General features: G+C 67.6%; 22 protein-coding genes, 1 tRNA gene and 1 pseudogene. 19 read left to right on the plus strand and 5 right to left on the minus strand.

Annotated features, from left to right (window positions below; translation table 11 throughout):
* Both QZ847_RS04730 and cobS read right to left on the minus strand, forming a co-directional pair.
* Positions 1-676: pseudogene (locus QZ847_RS04730) on the minus strand (cobaltochelatase subunit CobT); the annotation flags it as partial.
* The gene (gene cobS, locus QZ847_RS04735; protein WP_294190633.1) at positions 677-1,681 is read right to left on the minus strand and encodes a cobaltochelatase subunit CobS; all 1,005 of its coding nucleotides are present in this window, start codon (positions 1,679-1,681) and stop codon (positions 677-679) included.
* Positions 1,682-2,106: 425 nt separating this feature from the next.
* Between cobS and QZ847_RS04740 the strand changes: the two genes are divergently transcribed.
* Complete coding sequence (locus tag QZ847_RS04740) at positions 2,107-2,475, plus strand: DUF1428 domain-containing protein (RefSeq protein WP_294353609.1); 369 nt, start codon at positions 2,107-2,109, stop codon at positions 2,473-2,475.
* A gap of 6 nt (positions 2,476-2,481) precedes the next feature.
* Here the strand turns inward: QZ847_RS04740 and QZ847_RS04745 are convergent, their stop codons facing one another.
* Positions 2,482-3,081 (minus strand): J domain-containing protein, encoded by a 600-nt coding sequence (locus tag QZ847_RS04745; protein WP_294353611.1) that lies wholly within the window; start codon positions 3,079-3,081, stop codon positions 2,482-2,484.
* A gap of 49 nt (positions 3,082-3,130) precedes the next feature.
* On the opposite strand from QZ847_RS04745, the gene QZ847_RS04750 reads away from it, so the two are divergent.
* From QZ847_RS04750 to QZ847_RS04770, 5 genes are all read left to right on the plus strand, one after another.
* Positions 3,131-3,442: a BolA family transcriptional regulator gene (locus QZ847_RS04750; protein WP_294353614.1), complete on the plus strand. Its 312-nt coding sequence runs from the start codon at positions 3,131-3,133 to the stop codon at positions 3,440-3,442.
* Between the two features lie 2 nt (positions 3,443-3,444).
* A complete protein-coding gene (locus tag QZ847_RS04755; RefSeq protein WP_294353777.1) occupies positions 3,445-4,146 on the plus strand; it encodes a glutathione S-transferase in 702 nt (233 codons plus the stop codon).
* Positions 4,136-4,609 (plus strand): NUDIX domain-containing protein, encoded by a 474-nt coding sequence (locus tag QZ847_RS04760; protein ID WP_294353617.1) that lies wholly within the window; start codon positions 4,136-4,138, stop codon positions 4,607-4,609. Before QZ847_RS04755 ends, QZ847_RS04760 begins: the two co-directional genes overlap by 11 nt.
* A complete protein-coding gene (locus tag QZ847_RS04765) occupies positions 4,590-5,507 on the plus strand; it encodes a pirin family protein (protein WP_294353620.1) in 918 nt (305 codons plus the stop codon). Before QZ847_RS04760 ends, QZ847_RS04765 begins: the two co-directional genes overlap by 20 nt.
* Before the next feature lie 99 nt (positions 5,508-5,606).
* Positions 5,607-6,545 carry a helix-turn-helix domain-containing protein gene (locus QZ847_RS04770; protein WP_294353623.1) on the plus strand — a complete coding sequence of 313 codons (939 nt, stop codon included), beginning with the start codon at positions 5,607-5,609 and terminating at the stop codon, positions 6,543-6,545.
* On the opposite strand, the gene QZ847_RS04775 is transcribed toward QZ847_RS04770, so the two are convergent.
* On the minus strand, positions 6,530-7,630 hold the full coding sequence (locus QZ847_RS04775; protein WP_294353625.1) for a DUF2332 domain-containing protein: 1,101 nt from the start codon (positions 7,628-7,630) through the stop codon (positions 6,530-6,532). The genes QZ847_RS04770 and QZ847_RS04775 overlap by 16 nt on opposite strands.
* Before the next feature lie 62 nt (positions 7,631-7,692).
* On the opposite strand from QZ847_RS04775, the gene hisG reads away from it, so the two are divergent.
* Both hisG and hisD read left to right on the plus strand, forming a co-directional pair.
* Positions 7,693-8,385 carry an ATP phosphoribosyltransferase gene (gene hisG / locus QZ847_RS04780; RefSeq protein ID WP_294353628.1) on the plus strand — a complete coding sequence of 231 codons (693 nt, stop codon included), beginning with the start codon at positions 7,693-7,695 and terminating at the stop codon, positions 8,383-8,385.
* Positions 8,382-9,677 (plus strand): histidinol dehydrogenase, encoded by a 1,296-nt coding sequence (gene hisD, locus QZ847_RS04785; RefSeq protein ID WP_294353631.1) that lies wholly within the window; start codon positions 8,382-8,384, stop codon positions 9,675-9,677. The genes hisG and hisD overlap by 4 nt, the downstream gene beginning before the upstream one ends.
* 46 nt (positions 9,678-9,723) lie before the next feature.
* On the opposite strand, the gene QZ847_RS04790 is transcribed toward hisD, so the two are convergent.
* On the minus strand, positions 9,724-10,242 hold the full coding sequence (locus QZ847_RS04790; protein WP_294189828.1) for a ferritin-like domain-containing protein: 519 nt from the start codon (positions 10,240-10,242) through the stop codon (positions 9,724-9,726).
* A gap of 152 nt (positions 10,243-10,394) precedes the next feature.
* On the opposite strand from QZ847_RS04790, the gene nusB reads away from it, so the two are divergent.
* The 11 genes from nusB (at position 10,395) to QZ847_RS04845 (ending at position 21,104) form a co-directional block, all read left to right on the plus strand.
* Positions 10,395-10,877, plus strand: a complete 483-nt coding sequence (gene nusB, locus QZ847_RS04795) for a transcription antitermination factor NusB (protein ID WP_294353780.1) — start codon at positions 10,395-10,397, stop codon at positions 10,875-10,877.
* A 2-nt stretch (positions 10,878-10,879) separates the two neighbouring features.
* The gene (locus QZ847_RS04800) at positions 10,880-11,059 is read left to right on the plus strand and encodes a DUF4169 family protein (RefSeq protein ID WP_294353633.1); all 180 of its coding nucleotides are present in this window, start codon (positions 10,880-10,882) and stop codon (positions 11,057-11,059) included.
* Between the two features lie 43 nt (positions 11,060-11,102).
* A complete protein-coding gene (locus QZ847_RS04805) occupies positions 11,103-12,641 on the plus strand; it encodes a cation:proton antiporter (RefSeq protein ID WP_294353638.1) in 1,539 nt (512 codons plus the stop codon).
* Between the two features lie 2 nt (positions 12,642-12,643).
* Positions 12,644-13,543: a thiamine-phosphate kinase gene (gene thiL, locus QZ847_RS04810; protein WP_294353641.1), complete on the plus strand. Its 900-nt coding sequence runs from the start codon at positions 12,644-12,646 to the stop codon at positions 13,541-13,543.
* Between the two features lie 85 nt (positions 13,544-13,628).
* Complete coding sequence (locus QZ847_RS04815) at positions 13,629-15,800, plus strand: sodium-translocating pyrophosphatase (protein ID WP_294353644.1); 2,172 nt, start codon at positions 13,629-13,631, stop codon at positions 15,798-15,800.
* Between the two features lie 182 nt (positions 15,801-15,982).
* A complete protein-coding gene (infA, locus tag QZ847_RS04820; protein ID WP_026325702.1) occupies positions 15,983-16,228 on the plus strand; it encodes a translation initiation factor IF-1 in 246 nt (81 codons plus the stop codon).
* Positions 16,229-16,260: 32 nt separating this feature from the next.
* Positions 16,261-16,827, plus strand: a complete 567-nt coding sequence (locus QZ847_RS04825) for a nucleoside triphosphate pyrophosphatase (protein WP_294353646.1) — start codon at positions 16,261-16,263, stop codon at positions 16,825-16,827.
* Entirely contained in the window at positions 16,820-17,752 is a 933-nt protein-coding gene (locus tag QZ847_RS04830; protein WP_294353649.1) for a ribonuclease, read from the plus strand. Before QZ847_RS04825 ends, QZ847_RS04830 begins: the two co-directional genes overlap by 8 nt.
* Positions 17,749-17,922, plus strand: a complete 174-nt coding sequence (gene yacG, locus QZ847_RS04835; RefSeq protein ID WP_294353651.1) for a DNA gyrase inhibitor YacG — start codon at positions 17,749-17,751, stop codon at positions 17,920-17,922. The genes QZ847_RS04830 and yacG overlap by 4 nt, the downstream gene beginning before the upstream one ends.
* Positions 17,923-17,953: 31 nt before the next feature.
* Positions 17,954-18,029 (plus strand) — tRNA-Phe (locus tag QZ847_RS04840).
* A gap of 546 nt (positions 18,030-18,575) precedes the next feature.
* Complete coding sequence (locus QZ847_RS04845) at positions 18,576-21,104, plus strand: toll/interleukin-1 receptor domain-containing protein (RefSeq protein WP_294353654.1); 2,529 nt, start codon at positions 18,576-18,578, stop codon at positions 21,102-21,104.
* The last annotated feature ends 154 nt before the right edge of the window (positions 21,105-21,258 follow it).

Here is a 21,258-nt window from a genome sequence, read left to right on the forward strand (position 1 = left end):
CGCCGCCGGCCTCGTCCTCGCCGCCTTCCTCGTCGCTCTCCTCGGGCACCTGCTCACCCTCGACGAGTTCGAGGTCCTCGAGCAGCTTGCGTGTCAGCCCCTGGAACGCGCGCTGGTCGTCGAGCACGAGCGCGAGCGCGTCCAGATCGACGCGCTCCCCGACCCAGTCGCGCACCAGCGCGAGGCCCGGCTCGCTCGCGACCGGCGACGGCAGCCCGGTCAGCGCCTCACGCACCATCAATCCGAGCGCGGTCGACAGCGGCACCTCGCTCTGTGATCGCGCGCGCGTGATCGGGTCGGAGCGCAGCCGCACGTCGAGCGCGGTGGCAAGATTGTCGGCGATCCCCGCGTAACCGCGGCTGCCCAGCGCCTCGACCCGCGCGGTCTCGACTGCGTCGTAGACCGCACGCGCCACGGCTTCCGCCGGCGCACCGCGCGCGTGGAGCGCGGTGTCGTGGTGCTTCAGGCGGAGCGCGAACGCGTCGGCGAACCCGCGCGCTTCCGCCACCTGATCCGCGGGCAACGAACGCGCGGGCATCGGCACGCGAATATGCTTGCCCGACTGCGACGGCGCGTCGGCGGTGAAGGCGAGCTCCACCTCCGCCTCGTCCGACAACGCGCGCGCGGTGCCGCCGAGGACGTTCTTGAATCGGTCGAGGGGCGTGTCGCTCGCCATTTACGCCTTCGCGGCCACGCTCTCGGGCAGGTCCTTGCCGAACACGCGCTGGTAATATTCCGCTACCAAAGGACGTTCGGCATCGTCGCACTTGTTGAGGAACGAGAGGCGGAACGCGAAGCCCACGTCCTTGAAGATGAGCGTGTTCTGCGCCCAGGTGATGACGGTGCGCGGGCTCATCACGGTCGAGATATCGCCGTTGATGAAGCCCTTGCGCGTCAGGTCGGCGACCCGGACCATGTTCTCCACCGTCTTCTTGCCCTCGGGCTTGTCGTATTCACCCGATTTGGCGAGCACGATATTAGCCTCGGTCGCGGCGGGCAGGTAGTTGAGCGTGACGACGATATTCCAGCGGTCCATCTGACCCTGGTTGATCTGCTGCGTGCCGTGGTACAGCCCGCTGGTGTCGCCCAGACCCACCGTGTTGGCGGTCGCGAACAGTCGGAAATACGGGTTGGGACGCAGCACGCGATTCTGGTCGAGCAGCGTCAGCTTGCCTTCCGTCTCCAGCACGCGCTGGATCACGAACATGACGTCGGGGCGCCCCGCGTCATATTCGTCGAACACGAGTGCGGTCGGGGTCTGCAACGCCCAGGGCAGCAGGCCTTCGCGAAACTCCGTCACCTGCTGGCCTTCGCGCAGCACGATCGCGTCGCGCCCGATCAGGTCGATGCGGCTGATGTGCGCGTCGAGGTTGATGCGGATGCACGGCCATTTCAGCCGCGCCGCAACCTGCTCGATATGGCTCGACTTGCCGGTGCCGTGATAGCCCTGCACCATCACGCGGCGGTTGTGCGCGAAGCCCGCCAGGATCGCGAGCGTCGTGTCGGGATCGAACACATAGGCAGGGTCAAGGTCGGGCACGCGCTCGTCGGCTTCGGAGAAGGCGGGCACCTCCATGTCGCTGTCGATCCCGAACAGCTCGCGCACGCCGACCATCTTGTCGGGCGCGTCCATGATCGTGCTGTCCCGGCTGTCGGGCTGGGTGTTGGAGAGATCGTTCATCGAGCTTGAGCCGCTTGTTAGAAGTTGCCGCAATCAGTGCGAAGGGATCGCGTTCGCGTCAACCCGCGCGTGGGTGTCGGCCCGGTATGCACCGGCAGATGGAACGGCGAGGATAACGCCCCGGCGTTCGCGAGGTTGCCCGCGTGGTCGCTCATGCGCACGAATGACGAACGTCGCTCCGTGGCCCCCTGTCCGACGATAACGCGGTTGCGTTCGCCGACATCTCGCGCATCCTGCCACCACGATCGACTCGCTAGGGGGAGGCCGTGCCTGTGCCGCGGATGATCTTCGTCAATTTGCCGGTCAGCGACGTCGCGCGCTCCACCGCCTTCTACCAGGCAATTGCCCCGCATTTTCAACGCGCAGGCGAGCGCGCCGCGGGTGGCTCTGCAAATAGATGACAGCAGGCAGGAGGGAATGGACGAGTGACCTACGTCAACGGGTTCGTGACGCCGGTGCCGAGCGACGGGCGCGATGCTTACGTCGCCGCCGCAGAGGCGGGATGGCAGTTGCTCGCAGAGTACGGCGCGCTCCAGATCATGGAAAACTGGGGCGACAAGGTGCCGACCGGCACGCGCACCGACTTCGCACGCGCCGTCGCGTTGCAGGACGGCGAAACGGTCGTGTTCAGCTGGGTGCTGTGGCCCGACCGCGACACCGCGGAACGCTGCGAGGCCGCGATGCACAGCGATGAGCGGTTTCAGACGCTGTCCATGCCGTTCGACGGCGCGCGCATGATCTTCGGCGGGTTCGAGACGGTGTTCCATGCCGGCGCCGGTACGACCGGCGGCTGAACGCGCTCACGCGAAGGCGGGTGCCTGCCGCAACTGCTGGTAGGCCGCGATCACCTTGGTCAACCGCTCCTCATGGCTGCGATCGCCGCCGTTGCGGTCGGGATGATATGCGCGCACCAGTTCGGAATAGCGTTTGCGCAAGGCTGCGCGGTCGGCATCGGGCGCGAGGCCGAGTGTGTCGAGGCTGCGGCGATCCTCAACCGACAAAGGCTTGCCGTCGCGTCGCTCGGGTGCAGTCGTGCGGCGAAAGCGCGCGCCGATCGCGTCGAGCGGATCGGCGTAATCGGCCCAGCGCGGCGGCTGGTCGCCCTGGCCCGCACGTGCGAAGGCGCGGGTCTCGCGCTCCCACCCCGCGGTCGGGCTCTGCGCACGGTGGATCTCGTCGGCGCTCATCCCCTCGAAATAATTATAGCCCGCGTTGAACGCGCGGACGTGGTCGAGGCAGAACCAGCGGAAACGCGGCGGCGCGTCGCCGCTGCCGGGCCCCTCCAGCGGCGGCGCGCGGAACTCGCCCGCCTCGGCGCAGCCCGGATGATCGCACGCGCGCTGGCTATTCTCGACGCGACCGTGGAAACGCGTCTGCGGTCTGTCCTTCCTGATCGACACGATGGTTGAGCCTGGCGCCTTTCCCGCAAAAACTACCTATATGGGGCCGATGACCGACCCTGCCACCGCTTCCGTCACTCCGCCCGGCCCTGTCGAGCGCGCGATCAATGAGCGCCTGACTGCCGCGCTGTCCCCCACCCACCTGCGCGTGATCAACGAGAGCGCGCAGCACCGCGGCCACATGGGCGACGACGGATCGGGCGAGAGCCACTTCCGCGTCGTGATCGAGAGCGCGGCCTTCGCCAGTCAGTCGCGCGTCGCGCAGCAGCGGCTGGTCAATCGCGCGCTCGCCGACCTGCTCGCCGACCACATCCACGCGCTCGCCATCGAGGCGCGCGCGCCGGCGGAGGCAGTCCGGTGACGATGAAATTATGGTACTGGCCCGAGATTCAGGGCCGCGGCGAGTTCATCCGGCTCGCGCTGGAAGCCGCCGGCATCGCGTATGAGGATTGCGCGCGCGTGAGCGGCGCCGACGCGCTGATCGCCGACCTTGATGCGCGCAAAGGCCGCGCACCGTTCGCGCCGCCCTATCTCGACATCGACGGCTTCACGATCGCGCAGGTCGCCGACATCCTGCTCTACCTGGGCGATCGCCACGATTTGGCGCCATCGCGGATCGCCGATCGCTACTGGGTCCACCAGTTGCAGCTCACGATCGCGGATTTGGTCGCGGAGGTGCACAACGTCCACCATCCCGTCGCCGTGATGGACTATTACGACGATCAGAAGCCCGAGGCAGCACGCGCGGCGCACCAGTTCCGCGAGGAACGCCTGCCCAAGTTCCTCGACTATTTCGAGCAAGCGGCGGAGTGCAACGACGGGCCGTGGATGATCGACCACCGCTGGACCTATGCCGACACGTCGTTGTTCCAGCTGATCGAGGGACTGCGCTACGCGTTCCCGCGCCGGATGGCGACGCTCGCGCCCGATTACCCCGCGCTCGCGCGAATCCACGGGCTGGTCGCCGATCTGCCGGGGATCAGGCGCTATCTCGCCAGCGATCGGCGCATCGTGTTCAACGAACAGGGCATCTTCCGCCATTATCCCGAACTCGATGACGAGTGACGTGTCCGCAGTAACGCGGCGCGTCCCGCGGCCCGCGGCGCGCATCCTGCTGGTTGACGCGCAGGCCCGCGTGCTGCTGTTCCGCTTCACGCCCGCCGACCGCGCGCCCTTGTGGTGCACGCCCGGCGGTGCGGTCGACCCGGGTGAGAGCTACGAGGCGGCGGCGCGGCGCGAGCTGTGGGAGGAGACCGGGCTCGACCGAGACTGCGGGCCGCAGGTCGCGCGCCGCGTCGTCGATTTCCTCACCTTCGACCGGGTCGAGGTGACTGCGGACGAACGCTGGTTCCGCGTCGATGTCGAGCGCCACGATGTCTCGGGCGCAGCACTGACCGATCAGGAACGCGAACTGATGGCGGAGGCGCGCTGGTTCACGCGCGACGAACTCGCCGACTGGGCGGAAGTGATCTATCCCGCCGATCTGCTTGCCATGCTGGAGGAAACCGATGTCCACGCCCCCAAATGACGGCGACGCGCTGATCCTGCAGACGCTCGCACCCGCGACGCACGATCTCGGCGGGTTCAAGGTCTATCGCACGCTGCCGCACAAGGATCGGACGATGGTCGGCCCGTTCCTGTTCTTCGATCAGATGGGACCGGCGCACCTGCCGCCGGGCGACGGCGTCGACGTGCGCCCGCACCCGCATATCGGGCTGTCGACCGTCACCTATCTGTTCGACGGCGCGTTCCAGCACCGCGATTCGCTCGGCAGCGACGTGCGGATCACACCGGGCGCGGTGAACCTGATGACGGCAGGCTCGGGCATCGTCCATTCGGAGCGGTCGCCGCGGGACGTCCGCCCCGGTGGCCCGGCCCTCGCCGGCATCCAGACCTGGCTCGCACTGCCCGATCACCTGGAGGAGCATGATCCCGCCTTCGAGCATGTCGCCGCCGACGCGCTGCCCGAAATTGCCTACGCCGGCGCCCGCGCGCGCGTCATCATGGGGTCGCTCTGGGGCGAGCGCGCGCCGACGACGACCTATGCCGACACGATCTACGCCGACGTAACGCTCGATGCGGGCGGCAGCGTGCCCGTCGACCATTCGACCGACGAGCGCGCGATCTACCTGGCGCATGGTCAGGCGACGCTCGACGGCATGACGATCGAGCCGCAGCGATTGTACGTGCTGCGTCCGGGCACCGCGGCGACGCTCAGGTCGGAGACGGGCGGACGCGTGATGCTGGCGGGCGGCGCGGCCTTTTCTACCCCGCGCCACGTGTGGTGGAATTTCGTGTCCTCCTCGCGCGACCGCATCCGCGAGGCGCGTCGCGCATGGAAGGCGGGCGAGTTCGCAGACGTGCCCGGTGACGACAAGGAACGGATTCCGCTTCCCGAAGTCCCGAAAACGGTCAGTTATCCGTAAGGGAAAACGGCGCGCGCCTCTTGATCCATGTCATCGTAAAGATCACAGCAAGCATAAGGGGCTGATCGTGTGAGCGTGCCTCCTGCGTGTGAGGATGGCATGAAAGCGGAAGACCTGCGCGGCGGTACCAACCGCCCCGACGTGCCGGCATCGGCCTTCGCGATGCCGCCGGGACTTGCCGTCCGCTACGACCTGCCCGCACCCGACCTGCACGAGCTCGTCAGCGGTTACGCCAGCTACGGCGACAGCAACCGTGCCGAAATGGTCAACTGGTTTCTGCCCGCGCCGCCGATGATCTGCGTGCTGCTGGATGCCGGCCCGGTCGGGATTGCGATCCGCAACCATCGTTTCACGCCGGCGCCGGTCAGCGTGTACGGGGCAACCGGCAGCGCATTTCGCGCGACGACGAGCGGCGGTATCCAGGTCGGCATCGGGCTGACCGCGCTCGGCTGGGTGCGGATGTTCCCGCAACCGGCCTCCGCCTTTCACAACCGCGTCGTCCCGCTCGATCAGGTGCTGCCCGCCGGCATCGCGGAGCGGCTATTGGGCGCGTTGGAGGCGATACACGACGAGACGCTGATCGCGCCGATGCTTGACGCGCTATTGACCCCGCTGTTCTCCCGCCGCCACCCGCACGAGGACGCCATCCGCGACTTCACGCGGTTGATGCTGGTCGACGGCGTGATCGAGATTGCGGACACGGCCGATCGACTGGGACTGACCGTCGCCACGTTGCGGCGGGTCGCGATGCAGGCGTTCGGCATGCCGCCAAAGCTGCTGCTGCGCCGCGCGCGTTTCCTGCGTTCGCTGGTCAATCTGCTCCGCTCGGGCGAGCCGATGGGCTATCATCTGATCGACAGCAGCTATTATGACGCGTCGCACTTCCTGCGCGATGCCAATACCTTTCTCGGCACCACGCCGCGCCGTTTCCTTGCGCAGGGTACGACCTTCCTGACCGCGAGCATGATCGCGCGCGCGGCAGCGATCGGCCCCGCGACCCAGGCCCTGCATGCCCTGCCGCGTCAGTCCGCCTCGTAGGCGCCGCGACGCATGACATAGTCGCGCGTCTCGTACGGAGGTGACAAACCCTCGACCCAGGCGCCGTGCGCGTGCGTGAGCGCGACGAGTTCCATCGGCGTCGTCCCCGGCCAGCATTGCACCCGCACCTCGTGCCGGTGAAGGTCGCGGTTCGGCTCCATCATCACCCAGGCGAGCGGCCGCTCCGCTCTCGCCCGCGTGCCGGCCGCGGCCATCGCGTCGCGGATGCGCGAGCGACCTTCGGGCGGCAGATACTGCCACATGACCGAGTGCATCAGCACGCGCGTGACCCCCGCCGGCTGCGGCTCGGCCAGCCGTGCCTCGACCCAGTCGGCCGCGTCGCCCTGCACCAGATCGACGCCGTGCGCGCGCACCATCGCGATCGCAGTGTCGAGCCGCGCCTGCCGCTCGGCCGCATCGACCCAGACGTAGCCCTGCAACCGCTCCGCCGCCGCCGGTTGCTCGACATCGACCGGCGCGATGTCGACGCCGCGTGCGGATACGACCTCTATCGGCACGTCCGGTGGAGGCGCGCCGCGCCATTCGGGACGAATCAGCAGCGGCGACCCGGACGGCCCCGCCGCAACGCCACCCAGATCGAAGCGCATGCGCCCGATCAGCAGGTTGAGCCCCGCGCTCGACCCGATCTCCAGCACCTCTACGCGTGGCCCGAAGCGCGCAGCAACGTGGAGCAACCCGGTCATCAACCCCGCCGACCGCGCCGCCTCGTTGGTCTGTGGCGGACCATCCAGCCACGTCACCAAGTCCTGGTCGAGCCGCGTCACCGCGCCAGCCAGCGCGTGATCGACCTCGACCTCCTTACTGACGACACCTGAAAGTACCCGCGACAGCTCGGCATCCGCGCCGCGCCGGTGCGTCGCATGCAGTCCGCCAACCAGCCGCAACACGACCGCGTCCGCGACCGGCTCGCCCACCCAGTCGAGCACGCGTTGCCCGATCTGCGTGTCGCGCGTCAGCACGCGCCCGAGCGAACGCGACACGCGCGCGGTGATCGGCGCGGCCATCGCATCGCAATATTGCGCCTGCACCTCGAACGCCGCCCGGTTCTCCGCCTCGCTCGCCATCGGCCCTCTCCCTTTCCTCGCCGACATTGCGCCCCTTCCCCCGCGCTCGTAAAGCCCGCGGCATGTCCGCCCAACAGCCGCCAGCCGACCAAACAGACGTGACCGTCATCGCGGTACCCAAGGGCCGCATACTCGCCGAGGCGCTGCCGCTGCTCGCGCGCGCCGGGGTTGTGCCGGAGCCTGCTTTTTCCGACGAGAACAGCCGCGCGCTGCGCTTCGCCACGCAGGACCCGCGCATCGCGCTGATCCGCGTCCGCGCGTTCGATGTCGCCACCTTCGTCGCGCACGGCGCGGCGCAGCTCGGCATCGTCGGGTCAGACGTGCTCGCCGAGTTCGACTATCCCGAACTCTACGCGCCGGTCGATCTCGGCATCGGACATTGCCGGCTGTCGGTGGCCGAGCCCGCGTCGCTGGCCGAGCACGACGATCCGCGCGGGTGGAGCCACGTGCGCGTCGCGACCAAATACCCGCACCTGACCGCGCAGCATTTCGCGCGCCGCGGCGTTCAGGCGGAATGTATCAAGCTGAACGGTGCAATGGAGCTCGCTCCGCTGCTCAGCCTCGCGCCGCGCATCGTCGATCTCGTCTCCTCGGGGCGGACGCTGAAGGAAAACGGACTGGTCGAGGTCGAGCCGATCATGGACGTGTCCGCACGGCTGGTGGTCAACCGCGCCGCAATGAAGACGCGCGCGCACGTCTTTCCGCTGGTGGAGGCGTTCCGCCGCGCCGCCGCCGGCACAGAGATCGCGGCATGATCCGCCTCGACGCCGCCGATGCGAATTTCACCGCCGCGTTCGACGCATTGGTCGATGATCGCCGCGAAACCTCGGTCGATGTCGCGCGTGACGTGTCGACGATCATCCGCGCGGTGCGCGACGAGGGCGACGCGGCGCTCCACGCCTTTACACAGAAGCTCGACCGGCACGACCTGAACGAGACCGGCTGGCGGGTCGACGCCGCCGACTGCGCCGCGGCGTTCGACGGACTCGAGCCCGAACTGCGCGCCGCGCTCGAACTCGCCGCCGCGCGCATCCGCGCCTATCACGAGCGGCAGCGGCCGGAAGATACCGACTTCACCGATGCGGCGGGCGTGCGGCTCGGCGCACGCTGGCGCGCGGTCGATGCGGCGGGCATCTACGTCCCCGGCGGACGCGCAGCTTACCCATCGACGCTGCTGATGAACGCGATCCCTGCGCGCGTCGCCGGGGTCGAGCGGTTGGTGGTCGTGACTCCAACGCCCGGAGGCGAGATCAATCCGCTCGTCCTCGCCGCCGCGCATCTGGTCGGCGCGAACGAGGTGTGGCGCCTCGGCGGGGCGCAGGCGATCGCGGCACTCGCCTACGGCACCGACCGCATCGCGCGCGTCGATGTGGTGACCGGCCCGGGCAATGCCTGGGTCGCGGAGGCGAAGCGGCAGGTCTACGGCGTGGTCGGGATCGACATGGTCGCGGGGCCGAGCGAGATCGTCGTGGTTGCTGACGGACAGAACGACCCCGACTGGATCGCCGCCGACCTGCTCAGCCAGGCCGAGCACGATGTGACGACACAGTCGATCCTGCTGACCGACGATGCCAACTTCGCCGCGCGCGTCGAGGAAGCGGTCGAGCGCCAACTCGCCGACCTGCCGACCGCCGCTACCGCGCGTGTCGCGTGGGAAGACAATGGCGCGGTGGTCGTGGTGCCGACGCTCGCCGACGCGATCCCGCTGGTCGACCGGCTAGCACCCGAGCACGTCGAGTTTGCCTGCGACGACCCGCGCGCGCTGTTCGATCGGCTGCGCCACGCGGGCAGCGCCTTTCTCGGCCGCCATACGCCCGAGGCGATCGGGGATTATGTCGCAGGGCCGAACCACGTCCTGCCGACCGGACGCCGCGCGCGCTTTGCCAGCGGACTCGGCGTCACCGACTTCATGAAGCGGACGAGCTTCCTGCAACTCGATGAGACCGCACTCAACGAACTCGGCCCGGCGACGGTCGCGCTGGCCAATGCCGAGGGGCTGCCCGCGCACGCCAAATCGGTTGCGCTAAGGATCAGGACCAACCGCTAACTACTCGTCGCCCCGAAACCGCTCCGGGGCGACGAAGGTGTTCCTGCTACCCCGCCGACGCCATCTCGGCTGCGCGATTGGCCTTGCTCGTCGCCATCGCGGTCAGCTTGTCGTCGGTGGCATATTCCTCCGCCAACGTTTCTTTCAGGATCGACGCGATCTCGCCGCGCCCCATCTGCTCGGCCCATGCGATCAGCGTGCCGTAGCGCGCGATCTCGTAATGCTCGACCGCCTGCGCCGCGGCGATCAGCGCGGCGTCGAGCACGGCCTTGTCCGCGATCTCGCCCGCGACCTCATTCGCTTCCTTGATGATGCCGTCGATCGCGGGACAGGTTACGCCCGCCGCCTTCTCGCCCATCAGACCGAAGATGCGGTCGAGCCGGTCGATCTGCCCGCGCGTCTCGCTCAGATGTTGCTCGAACCCCGCCTTCAACCCCGCGTCGCTCGCCTTGTCGATCATCTTCGGCAGCGCCTTGGTGATCTGGTTCTCGGCGTAATAGACGTCCTGCAACTGGTGCAGGAACAGGTCATCGAAGGTTTTGATGTCCTTGCTAAAAAGGCCCATGTTCGTCGCCCCCGTGATTGATGAGCCGACAACGGTGCGTGCGGGCAAATCGTTGCGCCGTCACGGCAAATTGCGGCCGAGCCGTGCCGACGAGAGGACGAGCGCCGCTGAGGGGTGACGAACGGCGCATGCGCGACTACATCGCCGCCCTTATGTCCCGCACCGCTGCCCGATCGCGCGCCCGCGCCGCCGCCCGCCTCGCCGCCGTCCAGGCGCTCTACCAGCACGAGATGGAAGGGACCAAGATCCCGCAACTGCTGACCGAATTCCACCACCACCGCTTGGGTGCGACGATCGAGGATGTCGAGTATGCCGACGCCGACATCGCCTTCTTCGACGATCTGGTGTCGGGCACGCACGCGCGGCTGGATGAGGTCGACCGGCTGATCGCGGCGCGGCTGTCGTCGGGGTGGAGCTTCGATCGCCTCGACAAGCCGATGAAGGCAATCCTGCGCGTCGGCACCTATGAATTGCTCGCGCGCAGCGACGTGCCGGTCGGCGCGGCGATCAGCGAATATGTCGACGTGGCCGACGCCTTCTACGAACGACGCGAGAAGGGCTTCGTCAACGGCATCCTCGACGCGGTCGCCAAGGACGTGCGCGGCGCGGGGACCGCCGACGCCGGGCAAGACTGACGATGGGCGAGGTCGTCAACCTGCGCCGTGCGCGCAAGGCCAAGGCGCGCACCGAGGCAGAGACGACCGCCGCCACCAACCGCGCCGCCTTCGGCCGCACGAAAGCGGAGAAGCAGCGCGACGCGGCCGCGCGCGACCGGTTCGACGCCACACTCGACGGCGCACGGCGCGAGCAAGACTGACGCGGGTGAGTGACTTCACAGCGCGAGCCGCTACCGTCGCGCCGTGACCTTCTTCGAGAGCCTTCTCGCACTGATGCTCGCCGCAGTGGCGATGCTGCAGGTCGCGCGCCGACTGTCGCTGCCCTACCCGACCGTGATGGCCGCCGCGGGTGTCGCGGTTGCTGCGATCCCGGGTGCGCCGGTCTTGTTGATCGATCCCGCCACCGCGCTCGCGCTGTTCATCGCACCCATCCTGGTCGATGCGGCCTTCGACTTTCCCGTGGGCGCGGCACGGCGGCTGATGCTGCCGCTGATCGTCTACGCGGGTGTGGCGGTGCTCGCGACCGCGGGGTTCGTCGCCTGGATCGGTTGGTACACGATCGGGTTGCCGGTCGCCGCCGCGCTGACACTCGGCGCGATCGTCGCGCCGCCCGATGCGGCCGCCGCGACCGCGGTGCTGACCAACCTGCCCGTCGCCAAGCGGGTCGAGGCGGTGTTGAAGGGCGAGAGCCTGTTCAACGACGCGACCGCGCTGATGCTGTTCAATGCCGCGCTTGCCGCACAGATGAGCGGCACGTTCGATTGGGGCACGGGTGCACGCTTCGCACTAGCGGCACCGGGCGGCATCCTGTTCGGCATCGCCTACGGGTTGCTGGTCCGCCGCTTGCAGCCGCACGTCGAGAAGACGGTCGGCGGCACGCTGCTGCAATTCCTCCACGCCTTCGTCACTTGGATCGTCGCCGAGCATCTGCATCTGTCCGCCGTGCTGGCAGTGGTGGCGAGCGCGATGACGATCGCGGCGAAGCCGGGCGGCGGCAGTTCGCCCCGCATGCGCGTCCACTCCTACGCGGTGTGGACCACCGTCGTGTTCCTGCTGAACGTCTTCGCCTTCCTGCTGATGGGCGAGCAGGCGCGCAACATCCTGTCGGCGATGTCGGGCGCGGAACTGGTCAACGCCGGCTGGCTCGCCCTGTGGGTGGTGCTGGGCGTGATCGCCACGCGGCTGCTGATCGCGTTCGGTTACCGCGGCGTTGTGATGTGGCGCATCCGCCACGGACGGCAGATGACGCCGATCAGCCCGGCCGAGACGTTCCTGCTCGGCTGGTCGGGGATGCGCGGGCTGGTCACGCTCGCCACCGCGTTCGCGCTGCCCGCCGGCTTCCCACAGCGCGATGCGGTGGTACTCGCCGCCTTCGCGGTCGTGCTCGCGACCGTGGTGATACAAGGCGCGACGCTGAACCCGCTGATCCGCTGGCTGGGGATCGGGCGGGCAAAGGAGGTGCGCGAGGAGGTCGACCACGCACGGCTTGAACTTGCCCAAGCCGCGCTCTCGCGGCTTGAGGGCGAAGACGGCGAAGCGGCTGAACAATTGCGCCGCGAGTATCAGGACATTCGCGACGGCGTGTCGGGCAAGGACCCCGACACGCTCAACCGCCGCCACGGTCTCGCCATCGCCGCCGTCCTCGCGCAGCGCGACCGGCTCGAGGCGCTGCGCCACGATCAGTCGATCAGCAGCGACACCTACCTGCTGCTGCAGGAAGCGCTCGACTGGCGCCAGCTGACCGTGTCGGGCGACGAGGACCGCCGGATCGAGGAGAATTGAGCGTGGACGAACGCGCTTTCCTCGATGCGCTGCGCACGCTGCCCCTGCATCCCGGTGCGGCTGGCCTGACCGACGATACCGCGATGCTCGCCGGGCTGGTTGTCACCACCGACACGATGGTCGAGGGCGTCCATTTTCTCTCGGCCGATCCGGCGGGCGATGTGGCGTGGCGGCTGGTCGCGACCAACCTGTCCGATCTCGCCGCCAAGGGCGCGTTGGTCGAGGGGGTGCTGCTCAACTATCCGTTGTCGGAAGTGGCGTGGGACGCCGCCTTTCTGCGTGGTTTCCGCGCGGTACTGGCGCAGTATGACGCGCCGCTGCTGGGCGGCGACACCGTGTCGCTGCCGCCGGGCGCACCGCGCGTGCTGACGCTAACCGCGTTCGGGGCCGATGCCGCCGCGCCACCGCGTTCGGGTGCACGCGCGGGTGATGCATTGTGGGTCACCGGCACGATCGGGGACGCGGGGGCGGGTCTCGCGATCGCGCAAGCCGGACGGGCGCGCGACTCCGACGAGGCGTGGCTGCTCGCCCGCTATCGCCGACCGACCCCGCGCCTTGCCGAGGGACGAGCGCTTGCCCCCCACGTCCATGCTATGATGGACGTGTCCGACGGGCTGCTGATCGACGCCGCGCGCATGGCGGAGGCGAGCGGAATGGCGGTGACTGTCGACCTCGCCGCGGTGCCGCTCTCGATGCCCACGCGCCGATACGGATCGACCCCGCTCGCCGCCGCGACGGCGGGGGACGATTACGAGCTGCTGTTCGCAGCACCGGCCGACTGGACGCCTCCCGTTCCGGCCGTGCGCGTCGGCGCGTTCGCGCGCGGTCGCGGGCTTGTGCTCGTCGACGATGGCGCGCGCGTGCCACTGCCGGCACTCTTGGGTTATCAGCACAACGCTTGACTTTGGAGGCACTTGGGTGCCCCTTCGTGCCCGAGGCGAGCGCGAGCGAACATCGCGCCGCCAAAAATAGGAGGGAAGAACGGGCATGACGAGCGTCTATGTCGCCATTCTCTGCGGCCTGGTGGCCGTGGCCTATGGCATCCTCACCAGCGGCCAGGTGCTGCGACAACCCGCCGGCAATGAGCGCATGCAAGACATCGCTGCCGCGATCCAGGAGGGCGCGAAGGCGTATCTCGGCCGGCAGTACACCACCATCGCGATCGTCGGCGTGATCGTCGCGGTGGTGCTGTTCGCGACGCTCGGCCTGCTGTCCACCACCGGATTCGTGATCGGCGCACTATTGTCGGGGGTCGCGGGCTACGTTGGCATGAACATCTCGGTGCGCGCCAATGTCCGCACCGCGGAGGCGGCGCGCGGCAGCCTTCAGGGTGGGCTCACCACCGCGTTCCGGTCGGGCGCGGTGACGGGGATGCTGGTCGCGGGGCTCGGCCTGCTCGCGATCGCGGGGTTCTTCTGGTACCTCGTCGGCCCGGGCGGACGCGCGCCCAACGACCGCGCGATCGTGGAGGCGCTGACCGCGCTCGCGTTCGGTGCGTCGCTGATTTCGATCTTCGCGCGGCTGGGCGGCGGCATCTTCACCAAGGCAGCCGACGTCGGCGCAGACCTGGTCGGCAAGGTCGAGGCCGGCATTCCGGAGGACGATCCCCGCAATCCCGCGGTCATCGCCGACAACGTCGGTGACAATGTCGGCGACTGCGCCGGCATGGCGGCCGACCTGTTTGAGACCTACGTCGTCACGCTGGGCGTCACGATGATCTCGATCGCGCTCCTCATCCGCGCCGACGCGGCCGAGCTGCTGCGGCTAATGAGCCTGCCGCTGATCGTAGGCGGCGTGTGCATCGTGACCAGCATCATCGGCACCTACATGGTGCGGCTGGGACGTGGCGGCTCGATCATGGGCGCGCTCTACAAGGGGTTCTGGACCTCGGCGCTGCTGTCGATCCCCGCGATCTACGCGGTGACGCGCTGGACATTGGGCGACATGGGCGCGGTGATCGGCGGCGCGGGCTTCCTCGATCCCGCGGGCGACGACCTGACGACGGGCGCGGAGGGTGCGGTGCAAGCGGGCGGCACGCTCGCCTCGTTCACCGGCAACGACCTGTTCTGGTGCATGCTGATAGGCCTCGCCGTCACCGGGCTGATCGTGTGGATCACCGAATATTACACTGGCACCAACTACCGCCCGGTGAGATCCATCGCACGCGCGTCGGAGACCGGGCACGGCACCAACGTGATCCAGGGCCTGGCGATCAGCCTGGAGGCGACCGCGCTGCCGACGATCGTCATCGTCGTCGCGGTCATCGCCGCGTACAAGCTGGCAGGCATCATCGGCATCGCATTTGGCGCGACCGCGATGCTGGCGCTCGCGGGCATGGTCGTCGCGCTCGACGCCTACGGGCCGGTCACCGACAATGCCGGCGGCATCGCCGAGATGGCGGGGCTGGAGGACGAGGTGCGCGCGCGCACCGATGCGCTCGACGCGGTCGGCAACACGACCAAGGCGGTGACCAAGGGCTATGCGATCGGCTCGGCCGGCCTCGCCGCGCTGGTGCTGTTCGGTGCCTATACGACCGACCTCGCAACCTACTTCCCCGATCTGACGGTCGATTTCAGCCTGTCCAATCCGTACGTGATCGTCGGCCTGCTGCTCGGCGCGCTGCTCCCGTACCTGTTCGGCGCGTTCGGGATGACCGCGGTGGGCCGCGCGGCAGGCGCAGTGGTCGAGGAAGTACGTGGTCAGTTCCGCGACAATCCGGGCATCATGCAGGGCACCAGCCGTCCGAACTACGGTCGCACCGTCGACCTCGTCACCCGCGCCGCGATCCGCGAGATGATCGTGCCGTCGCTGCTGCCCGTGCTTTCCCCGCTCGCGCTCTACTTCATTGTACGCGCCGTCGACGGGCAGGCCAGCGCCTTCGCCGCGGTCGGCGCGATGCTCTTGGGCGTCATCGTCTCGGGACTGTTCGTCGCGCTGTCGATGACATCCGGGGGCGGCGCTTGGGACAATGCCAAGAAATATATCGAGGACGGTAACCACGGCGGCAAGGGATCGGAGGCGCACAAGGCCGCGGTGACGGGCGACACGGTGGGAGACCCGTACAAGGACACCGCCGGCCCCGCGGTCAACCCGATGATCAAGATCACCAACATCGTTGCCTTGCTGCTGCTCGCCGCGCTGGCGGGTGGTGCGGGCTGACAGCGCCTCGGGCAAGGTGAGCCGCCGCTCGCCTTGCCCGACGGTGGCAGAGCGCCCATATCATTGGTGTCGACCGGACTCGCCTCGCGCGGGTCCGGTTATTGTTGTACTCCCGGCGCTCCTTCCCTTTTGGCCGTTCTTCGGCTAAGGGCGCGCTCGTCCAATCCCGAAAGAGACACCGTTTGGCGAAAGAAGAACTCCTCGAAATGCGCGGCCAGGTGGTCGAGCTGCTGCCCAACGCGATGTTCCGCGTCCGGCTCGAGAATGATCACGAAATCCTCGGCCACACCGCGGGCAAGATGCGCAAGAACCGCATCCGCGTGCTCGTCGGCGACGAGGTGCTGGTCGAACTGACCCCATACGACCTGACCAAGGGTCGGATCACCTACCGCTTCATGCCCGGCCGCGGCGGCCCCGGCCCACAATAATCGCGCCGGGCGGCCTTCGCCCGTTTTCGCCGATGCCACTCGTCCTAGCTTCCTCTTCGCCGCGCCGGCGCGACCTGCTCGCGCGCCTCGGTGCCGCGCCCGACCGGGTCGCCGCGCCCGAGATCGACGAAACGCCGCTCAAGGGCGAGCTGCCCCGCGCCTATGCTTTGCGCCTCGCCGTCGAAAAGGCACGCGCCGTTGCCCGCGCGGATGGTGAGGTCGTGCTCGCCGGCGACACCACGATCGCGCTCGGCCGACGCATCCTGCCGCCTGCCACGACCGAGGAGGTCCAGCACGACCTGCTCTCCGCACTGTCGGGTCGCCGCCACCACGCGCTGTCCGCCGTCTGCGTCATCGACGCGAGCGGCACCGAGCGCACGCGGCTCGCCGACACGATCGTCGCGTTCAAGCCGCTGACCGCGCGCGAGATCGATGCTTACATCGCGTGCGGCGAGGGGCTCGGCAAAGCGGGCGGCTACGCGATCCAGGGTCGTGCCGAGGGCTGGGTCCGCTTTCTCTCGGGCAGCCACTCGGGCGTGATCGGCCTGCCCCTGTTCGAGACGCGCGCGCTGCTCGTCACCGCCGGCATCCTTGCCTGACGCCTGCTGGCTCTACGAGGACGGCATCGGCGAGGCGCGCGCCGCGCTGGTCCACGGCAACCGTATCCTTGCCGCGAGGATCGAACTGCCCGGCCGGCTGCGCGTCGGCACCGTCGCACCTGCACGGCTGACCGAGTTCCAGCTCGCCACGCTAGATATGGGCGAGCAGGTGATGCTCGACCGCCGCCCAACCGGCGTGACGCTCGGTTCCGCGATCACGGTCGAGGTGGTGCGTGAGGCGATCCCCGAACCCGGCCGCGCCAAGCGCGCGCGCGGGCGGGTGAGCGAGCTGCCGATAACGACCGGCCCCGATCTGCTCGCCCGCATCACCGCGACCGGGGCGCCGGTCCGGACCTTGCGCGCGCACGAGCCCGACCTGCTCGAACAGGTCGGCTGGTCGGAGGTGCTCGACGAGGCGCTGTCCGGCGAGATCGCGTTTGCGGGCGGCGCGCTGCGGATGTCGCCGACGCCGGCGATGACGCTGTTCGATGTCGACGGCGACGGTCCGCTCGACGTACTCGCCGAGCGCGCAGCGGTGGCGGTGGCGCTCGCGATCCGACGGCACGGCATCGGCGGCTCGATTGGCGTCGACTTTCCCAGCATTACCGGAAAGGCCACGCGGCAGGCGGTTGCGGCCGCGATCGACGCGCACCTGGCGCCCCCGTTCGAGCGCACCGCGGTCAACGGCTTCGGCTTTCTGCAGATCGTCCGCCCGCGCCCCCGCGCCTCGCTGCCCGAATTGCTGCGCGACGACCTCGCCGCCGCCGCGACGCGCGCTGCGCTGCGCCAGATCGAGCGCGTTCCTGCGACCGCGCCCAATCGCCATCGCCTCTCCGCACCCGTCGGCGCCTGCCTCGACGCGCATCCGCACTGGCTCGACGAGCTGGTGCGCCGCACCGGCCGCACGCCTATATTCGACGCATGACGACCGCCCGCTGCCCGATATGCACCGCACCTACGCTGCCCGAACACGCGCCCTTCTGCAGCCGCGGGTGCAAGGACCGCGACCTGCTACAATGGCTGGGCGAGGGTTATCGCATCCCCGGCCCCGCCGTCGACGAAGAAGCGCTGGACAGCCCCCGCAACCCCGATTAAGGACGCCGCTCACCGCTGCTCAGCGGTACATGCCCAGGTAGCTCAGTTGGTAGAGCATGCGACTGAAAATCGCAGTGTCGGCGGTTCGATCCCGTCCCTGGGCACCATCAGATGTAATCGGACCCGCCAAGACCTAAGCTCTGACCCGCTAACGTGTTCGCAGGCACCATTTAGAGGCCTGTAGCTGTGACGTTGAGAAGTCAGCGGCGCATATTCGACCTAAATTGTTCGAAGAATTCCAGTCATCGCCCTCTTCTTGGCTGAAGCTCAAGAAGCGTCATGCGGATCACCATTTTCGGCCGTTCAGAGCCAGTTTACCCCTCTCCAACTCCGGCCCTTCGTTCACCTCGGCCGAGCGGCGGATTTGGCGCTTTCGTCGAACCGGCTGAACGGCATCGGCGGTAGATCTCCGCCCTTCTGAAACTAATGCCCCTATACGGCGTCAGCCGGTCTCCGACGCATCGCGCCGCTTGACGGATCAAACCGTGATTGTGTCGAAGGGGCATGAACGATAGCGCAGCGCGAGCGTGACCGGCAGCGAACTAGCCTACCTTGATACTGGGTTAGGTCGAGCGGGTAGCGGCAGGCGGACTGGGAATCGACTCTCGCGCGCGGCAGCCGCTATCAAAACGGCTAGTCCTCGAAAGGCAATCATGCCCAAACTTCCTCGCGCCTTCCTATCTCACCACTCGGCTGACAAGAAGATTGTCGGCGAAGTCGCAAGGTCGCTCGGCCGCGCCGCAGTGATTTATGACGCCTTCGAATTTGACGCTGGTGATGACTTCAGGGAGGCTATTCTCGCTAGCCTCTCTCGTTCGGACATCTTCGTCCTTTTCGCTAGTCGTGGCGCACTGACACGCGACTGGGTCAGATTTGAGATTGCCACCGCGAAGGAGGCGATGACGCGCAAGGCCCTCAGCAGGGTAGTTACCTTTATAATAGATCCAGCCCTCGACCTTGACGATCTACCCAATTGGATGAAGCAGACGCTCATCGTCCGTCAAGACAACGCCGGCCTGATCGCGATCGAGATCAGGCGCATGATTGGCCAACGTCTCGCGGAAAGAATACCGTCCTACTTTGTCGGACGACGTGCCGAGATTGAGGAGGCCCTTGACGTCATTTCGAGTTTTACCGATCCCGACCAGCGTCCGCCTCTGCTAGTATACGGTCTTAAGGGAATTGGTCGGCGGACCCTCGTCCAAGCGGTAGCAAGGGACAATCTCTCCTATTCGACCACGTTGCCGGTCCCGCTCGGAGCCGGCGATCTGATGCCGGAGACGTTCGTTCGGCTCTCGGACGCCCTGTCGCCAGGCGGAGTCGCCGACTACGCTGTCCTCTTGGCCGAGCAGCAGGCCAAGGCGCCCGACACTCTCAGGGCTGACGTGCTTGAACTCATGAGCGTCGCATGCGACGCAGGAACGCTGCCGGTCATCGTCGACAACGGCGCCTTGGCTCAGCAGAACGGCGTGCTCCGACCGGAGTTCGAGGCGCTCTACCATGCGATCGCGGCAGATCGCATGATTGACGCGGTCTTTATTGCGAGCCGACGCCTGTACGGGGCCGGGGGAGCGAGCCTGCCCTCGCTGCGCGTTCCTGAACTTGACCAGGCATCTACCCAAAACTTACTGCGGGTCGCGGGCCGAGACATGGGGCTGGTCTTCGCAAGATCCGAACTCAGCTCACTGGCGACGTACTCTAGGGGCTACCCGCCCGCCGTACGCTTCGCGCTGGACGAAGCGCGGACCAGAGGCGTGCCGCAGGTCGTGGCAAATCAACGCGCGTTGGTAAACTTCAGCGCCGAGCTCTTTCTTCGACAGCTGAAAGAGAACAGCGCAATTACGCCCGCAATGGTCACAATGCTGAGGCTGCTATCGGCCTTCAGCCCTTTGCCACTCGGCGTCTTAGCGGATTACGGCGGAATTGCTGATGCCGAAGCCAACGCAGCAATGGACCAGCTCATTGATCTCGCCTTCGTGTTACCGGATGGGCTGAACTTCCGCATTACCGAGCCGCTTCGCGATGCCGCCTACCGTGCCTTCGACGGCTTAAGGGTGGATTCCTCACGCCTCGCCGACCTGCTGGACGCATATCTGCGAGAAGAGGCCGGCGACGACGCACGGTTGAGCCTCGGGCAGACGATCTTCCGAGCCAGCCTGCTCGCGGGAACGCCGGCGCTGTCCCCGTTCGCGGTCGGTTTCGCGGCAGATCTGATCCAAGTGGCCACCCGCAGCTACCACGACCAAGACTACGATCTTGCGATACGCTACGGAGCGGCGGCGTTGGAGGCCCGGCCCGACAACGTCGACGTGCGCCGCTACGTTGCGCAGGCTTTCATCAGACGAGATAAGTTCGACGATGCGGACGCTCATATCGACGAGCTGATCAGGCAAGGTGAGCTGAAGGAGGCTTTCTATATTCGAGGCTTCGCGGCCCGCCGCAGAAGGGAGTACGGTGCAGCGGTCGAAGCGTATGAGAAGAGCCTCGCGTATGGCCGCGGGGGCGTTGCCGTTCATCGCGAACTCGCCAGCAGCTATTTCGAGCTAGGAGATCTCGCCAAAGCCGAGCATCATATCACACAAGCCGAGGAGAAGTCGCCGCACAACCGCTACGTCGTTGACCTGCGCTGTACTATAGCGCTGCGCCACGGAGACTTGGAAACCGCAGCCAGAACTTTGGATGTCCTCGAACGAGTAGATCCGAGCGGCTTCGCCGACCACCGCCGTTCAACTTTCGAGCAGGCGCGTGGCAATCCAGGGGCGGCGCTGCGATACGCCGAAACGGCAAACCGCACCATACCGCATCCGCCATTCGAAGTCATGGCTAACCTGGCAAACTGTGAAATTGAGGCGGACCGTGCCGAGGCCGCACTCTCGACGCTGACCTTATTGTCTAAGCGCTTCGGAGGAGCCAACCATGACGCCCAAGTCGGCTTGCGATGCAAATACGAAATTCGGTTCGGCAGCCTCGACGCTGCAGAGGGCCTATGGACGACGCTCCGCGATCGTGGCACGCCGGTTCACACAGGTCTCCGCCTATCGATCCTGAACCGCAAGGGAGCAGAAGTCGGACTCGACGCGGCCGACGAGAAAGAGCGGCAAGGCTTGGCGGAGCGACAGTCGGCCCTGGAGGCGGAGCGCAATCAGCGCATGCTGGGCTCGATCTTCTCGCGCTCAGAATAGTTATACCGGCGGGTCAGCCGGCCTAATGCCGTGGCTCCGCCGCCATTACCGGTTGCGAAAAAGCGGCATGGTCGAGGGCGGGCAGCCCTCGCTTCGACGACCCACACGACGCGCCCTGACCCACGAAGTGACATTTTCGCGTCGGGCCTAGCCG

The organism is uncultured Sphingomonas sp., from assembly GCF_913778135.1.
Lineage (GTDB): Bacteria > Pseudomonadota > Alphaproteobacteria > Sphingomonadales > Sphingomonadaceae > Sphingomonas.